This is a genomic window from Micromonospora sp. NPDC051296, from assembly GCF_040682255.1.
Lineage (GTDB): Bacteria > Actinomycetota > Actinomycetes > Mycobacteriales > Micromonosporaceae > Micromonospora > Micromonospora craterilacus.
The window spans coordinates 1-5,523 of sequence record NZ_JBFBAO010000423.1 but is presented as its reverse complement, the minus strand read 5'-3'; the positions used below and the strand labels follow the sequence as shown (position 1 = coordinate 5,523).

4 protein-coding genes are annotated in these 5,523 nt (G+C 69.7%); 3 read left to right on the top strand and 1 reads right to left on the bottom strand.

All coding sequences use genetic code 11. The annotated features are described in order from the left end of the window. On the bottom strand, positions 1-1,318 hold a 1,318-nt coding region (locus AB0M52_RS29790), incomplete at its 3' end, for an acyltransferase (protein ID WP_363960640.1). Positions 1,319-1,513: 195 nt separating this feature from the next. On the opposite strand from AB0M52_RS29790, the gene ngcE reads away from it, so the two are divergent. Genes ngcE through AB0M52_RS29775 form a run of 3 tightly spaced genes read left to right on the top strand, consistent with a single transcriptional unit; the run spans position 1,514 to position 4,751 of the window. Next, a complete protein-coding gene (gene ngcE / locus AB0M52_RS29785) occupies positions 1,514-2,926 on the top strand; it encodes an N-acetylglucosamine/diacetylchitobiose ABC transporter substrate-binding protein (protein WP_363960638.1) in 1,413 nt (470 codons plus the stop codon). 14 nt (positions 2,927-2,940) lie between these two features. Further along, the gene (locus tag AB0M52_RS29780; RefSeq protein ID WP_363960636.1) at positions 2,941-3,849 is read left to right on the top strand and encodes a sugar ABC transporter permease; all 909 of its coding nucleotides are present in this window, start codon (positions 2,941-2,943) and stop codon (positions 3,847-3,849) included. Continuing rightward, the gene (locus AB0M52_RS29775; RefSeq protein WP_363960634.1) at positions 3,846-4,751 is read left to right on the top strand and encodes a carbohydrate ABC transporter permease; all 906 of its coding nucleotides are present in this window, start codon (positions 3,846-3,848) and stop codon (positions 4,749-4,751) included. The genes AB0M52_RS29780 and AB0M52_RS29775 overlap by 4 nt, the downstream gene beginning before the upstream one ends. Positions 4,752-5,523 lie beyond the last annotated feature (772 nt).

Genomic DNA, 5,523 nt, shown 5'->3' with positions numbered 1-5,523 from the left:
GGGGGGCTACCCGGGCCCGGGACCGCTCGGGGGGGGGGTCCCCCCCCCGCCCGCCCGCCCGCCCGTCTCCCCGCGGGCGGCCGGCCTCGCCGCTCCCGCTCGTCGGACGGTTCGCGGTGGACCGGCCCATGCGGGCCTCGATCCCGCCGAAGATCGCGACCAGCCCGGCGAGCACCACGGCCAGCATCAGCACCCAGGGCAGCCGCCAGGCGAACCAGGCCGCCGAGCCGGCCGCTGGGGTGGGCAGCACGCCGAGCCCGTACAGCGCGCCCACCAGCAGCACCACCGCGCTCAGGTGCCACAGGAAGACGGTGAGCACCACCGAGTTGACGGCGATCACCGCCTGCCAGGGGCGGCTGCGGTGCAGCCAGCGCTCCGCCCGCTCGCGTAGTAGCAGGATCACCCCGAGTTGGGCGGTGGCCACCGCGAGCAGCGCCACGCTCGGCGGGGCGGCGTTGGCCAGCCGCTCGCCGGGCAGGCTGATCATGTTGACCGGGTAGGGGCCGGGGCCGGTGAGCAGCGCCGCGACGGCGAGCCCGCCGGCGATCATCGTCAGCGCGGCCCGGCGCGACATGGACAGGCACCGGGTCCGGATCCCGGCGTGTCCGCCGGTGCGGGGGTTGGTGCCCGCGCCGGCCCGGGGGGTGTCCGGTCGGCAGTGGCCCCGGCGGGCGTCGTACCAGGCGAAGCCGAGCTGGTGGATGGCGAGCCAGCCGAACAGGTAACTGGGCAGAGCCACCCCGGCGGGCCCGAGCGCGCGACCCAGGTCGCCGACGGCCACCAGGAGCGCCAGGGCCGCCGGCACCATCAGCCCGAAGCGGCGGTGCAGCGCGTACATCAGCGGGGTCAGCGGCACCACCGCGAAGTAGGCGGCGAGGAACCACAGCGGGATGGTGGCGAACCAGACGACGGTACGGATCAGACTCGCCTCGACGCCGGCGAGTCGGGCGATCAGCGAGCCGCCGGCGAGCACCAGCACCAGCGCGGTGGTCGGGCGCAGCAGCCGGGCGCTGCGGCCGAGCAGCCAGTCGGTCGCGTCGCTGCCGCGGGCGCGGTGCGCCGCGAGCGAGGCGGCGTTGGCGTACCCGCCGACCAGGAAGAACACGGGCATGACCTGGACGGCCCAGGTCAGCGGGTAGGCCCAGGGGATCGTGGGCAGGGCCGAGTGGCCGTCCGGCTGACCGTGCCGGTTGTAGTAGATGGTGGCGATCGTCCAGTGGCCGAGGACGACCAGGATGATCGCCAGCCCGCGCAGCAGGTCGAGGTAGCGCTCGCGGTCGGCCGACGTCCGTGCGGCGAGTCGGGCCAGGCGGCGCATGGTCCGAGGGTATGCCAGCCGTGGCGGTGACCGGGGTGATAACGGTTCGGGCCCCGGGGCTTGAAGTCGACGCCCCGCTGCCGTAGAAATTCTTCAGCAAGCGATTGTGAATTGAAGACAAACTTCCCCTGCGCCTCGACCGGCGGCCGCCACCCCCAGGCGGCGTCCGCCGCAGACCGGACCCGAGGAGAGAGCATGAACAGGCGTGACATCCTGCGGCGGACCGCCGCCGCCGGCCTGCTGGCCACCCCCGCCGCCGGGCTGCTCGCCGGCTGCGCCACCGGCGGCGGTGGCGACGACGGCGGCGACAGCTACCGGGGCACCAAGAGCGCGCAGAACCCGCTCGGGGTCGCCGAGGACGCGCCGCTGGAGGTGGTGATCTTCAACGGCGGGTTCGGTGAGGAGTACGCCAAGGCGCACCAGGCGATGTACACCGACCGGTACCCGAAGGCGAAGATCGACCACTCGGCGACCCAGGAGATCAGCAAGACGCTCCAGCCCCGCTTCGTCGACGGCACCCCGCCCGATGTGGTCAACAACTCCGGCGCCGGCCAGATCGACTTCAACGGTCTGGTCTCCCAGAACGCCCTCGCCGACCTGGGTGAGCTGCTCGACGCGCCGAGCCTCGACATCCCCGGCAAGACGGTGCGGGAGACCCTGCTGCCGGGCGCGGTCGAGGTCGGCTCGTACGACGGGAAGTTCCTGGTGATGAACTACACCTACACCGTCTACGGCATCTGGCACTCCACCAAGATCTTCGCCGACCGGGGCTGGGCGTACGCGAAGACCTGGGACGAGCACATCGCGCTGTGCAAGCAGATCAAGGCCGCCGGCATCGCCCCCTGGACGTACGCCGGGATCCACCCCCGCTACATGAGCTGGCCGGTGATCTCGACGGCGATCAAGTTCGGCGGGCCGCAGGTCGCCACCGCCATCGACAACCTGGAGCCGAACGCCTGGCGTTCCGACGCGATGCGGATGGCGGCCGACGCCTGGCACCAGATCGTCAAGGACCGCTACATCCTGGAGGGCTCGCCCGGCCTCGACCACAAGCAGTCGCAGACCGCCTGGTGCCAGGGCAAGGCCGCCTTCATCTCCTGTGGGTCCTGGCTGGAGAGCGAGCAGGCCGACGTCACCCCGAACGGCTTCGACATGACCGTGCAGCCGACGCCGAGCCTGGGCGCCGGCGACAAGCTGCCGTACGAGGCGATCCGCGGCACCGCCGGGGAGCCGTTCATGGTGCCGGCGAAGGCGAAGAACGTCGCCGGTGGCTTGGAATACTTCCGGGTGATGCTGTCCCGCCAGGGTGCCCAGGACTTCACCCGCAAGGTCGCAAGCCTGACCGTGGTGGCCGGCGCCACCGACGGCGTGGAGCTGCCGTTCGGCCTCGGTACGGTGGTCAAGGCGCTGGACGCGTCCGGCACCAACGGCTTCAACTGGGTCTACAACAACTACTACCGCAAGCTGGAGCGCAACCTCGTCGACGCCGCCTGCGGCGAGTTCTTCAGCGGGCGGATCGGCCCGGCGGAATTCCTCGACCAGTGCCAGAAGGGTGCCGACTCGATCGCCCAGGACAGCTCGATCACCAAGTACAAGCGGGCCGACTGACCTGAGGATCCGTCGTGAAACACGGCAAGTACCCGTTGATCGCCACCTTCCTGGTGCCGCCGCTGCTGCTCTACGTCGTCTTCGTGGTCTCGCCGTACCTGCAGGCCTTCCAGATCTCCACCACCGACTGGCTCGGCTACTCCGCCGAGGCCGACCCGGTCGGGCTGGCCAACTTCAAGGCCCTGTGGCGCGACGACTACGTGTGGAACGCGCTGAAGAACAACGCGATCCTGCTCGCCCTGGTGCCGGTGCTGACGATCGTGCTCGGCCTGTTCTTTGCCACCATGCTCAACATGGGCGGTCGCAAGGGCCGGGCCGGGGTGACCGGGGTCCGCGGCAGTGCCGTCTACCGGACGGTCTACTTCTTTCCGCAGGTGCTCTCGGTGGTCATCATCGCCCTGCTCTGGAAGGAGGTCTACCACCCGAGCAAGGGGTTGCTCACCAGCGCCATGAACGCCGTGGGGCTGGCCGCGCCGACCTGGCTGGGCGACCCCCGCACCGCCTTCTGGTGCGTACTTGCGGTGATGATCTGGAGCAACGTCGGCTTCTACGTGGTGCTCTTCGGCGCGGCCATGTCCGCCGTGCCGAAGGAGATCTACGAGGCCGTCATGCTCGACGGCGCCGACCGGCTCACCACCCTGTGGAGGGTGACCATCCCGCTGCTGTGGGACACCGTGCAGGTCGCCTGGGTGTACCTGGCCATCTTCGCCCTCGACGGCTTCATCCTCGTCCAGCTGATGACCAACGGCGGGCCGAACTTCTCCACCGACGTCATCGGCGTCCGGATGTACGACACCGCGTTCGGCAGCGAGACCAAGTTCGGGTACGCCTCGGCGATCGGCGTGGTGATGTTCTTCCTCACCCTCTCGGTGGCGGTGCTGGCGCTGCGGATGGGCAGACGCGACAGGATTGAGTACTCGTGACCACACTGGACAATCCCGCCGCCCCGGCACCGGCCGCGCCCGCCACCACCCGCGCCGACCGCCCGGTCCGCCGCGAGCTGGGCGTGGTCAACGTGCTGTCGCACGGCTTCCTGCTGTTCTGGGGCGCGGTGACCGTGCTGCCGTTGCTGTGGATGGTGATCAGCTCGTTCAAGAGCAACGCCGAGATCCTGGCCGACCCGTGGGGGCTGCCCGGCGCGCTGCGCCTCGACAACTGGGCGCGGGCCTGGACCGGCGCGCACATCGGCCGGTACTTCCTCAACAGCCTGGTGGTGGTGACCGGGTCGGTCACGCTGACCATGCTGACCGGCGCCACCGCCGCGTACGTCTTCGCCCGCTACGAGTTCCGCGGCCGGCAGGTGCTCTACTACCTGTTCGTCGGCGGCCTGATGTTCCCGGTCTTCCTGGCCCTGGTGCCGCTGTTCTTCGTGGTCCGCAACGCCGGGCTGTTCAACACCTGGACCGGCCTGATCCTGGTCTACGCCGCGTATTCACTACCGTTCACGGTGTTCTTCCTGACCGCGTTCTTCCGCACCCTGCCCACCTCGGTCGCGGAGGCCGCGCTGGTCGACGGGTGCGGCCATTTCCGGCTCTTCTTCCGGGTGATGCTGCCGATGGCAAGACCGGGAATGATCAGCCTGGCCATCTTCAACTTCCTCAACCACTGGAACCAGTTCCTGCTGCCCCAGGTGCTGATGCAGGGCGACGAGTCCAAATGGGTGCTCGCCCAGGGGCTGGCCGCGCTCTCGGTCAACCAGGGCTACGCCGGCGACTACGCGCAGCTCTTCGCGGGCCTCACCATCGCGGTGGTGCCGGTCCTGCTGGTGTACGTAGCCTTCCAGCGCCAGGTGCAGTCCGGCCTCACCGCCGGCCAGCTCAAATAGCAGCCGGTCAGCTCTCGTGGCTGCCGGCCGGTTCGCTTGGCCGCCGGTCGGTTCGCTTGGCTGCTGGTCGGTTCGCTTGGCTGCTGGTCGGTTCGCTTGGCTGCTGGTCGGTTCGAGTGGCTGCCGCATCGGTGCGCTGGATGCCGGCCCCGCGCGCGTCCGTTCCTGTTGCCGATCGGGAGGCCGGCGAGTACTGGCATTTAATGACATATATCTATCTTATAGAAAATTGCTGCTGCTGGTTCAATGGTGTCGTCCCAGGTGTCGGTGAACGTTCCGTCATCCATGTGTTCACCCCTGTCAGTTCTCACCCCGAGCGTCGCGGTTCCATAATGTGAGATGCGGGCCCGAGATCTTGGACACTTTCCGTTTTCAATTAACGGAAACTGTCCAAGATCTGGACCGGGTTGTCGTGTGCGTCGTCCGGATCACCCATCCGCGCCTGCGCGACACGCTCCACTTCAGAGATCGAGTGGTGTCGGAATCGAAATGAGGCCATTCGATCGATTGATCGAGCACGATCATGCGGGGCGCGGGGCGCGGGGCGCGGGACGCGGGACGCGGGACGCGGGACGCGGGGCGGCGGGGCCGCGGGGGAGTGCGGTGCGGGTGGTGCGGCGTGTGGCCGTGGGTGGTGCGGCGGTGCGGGGGGCGCGGGTTGCGCGGGGCGCGGGGGAGTGCGGCGGTGCGGGTGGTGCGGCGTGGCCGTGGGTGGTGCGGGGCGCGCGGGTGGTGCTGGGCGCGGCCGTGCGCGGTGCGGGTGGTGCGGCGT

Coding starts and splice junctions, on each gene's coding strand:
- ngcE (WP_363960638.1), top strand. CDS start 1,514: ATGAACAGGCGTGACATCCTGCGGCGGACCGCCGCCGCCGGCCTGCTG.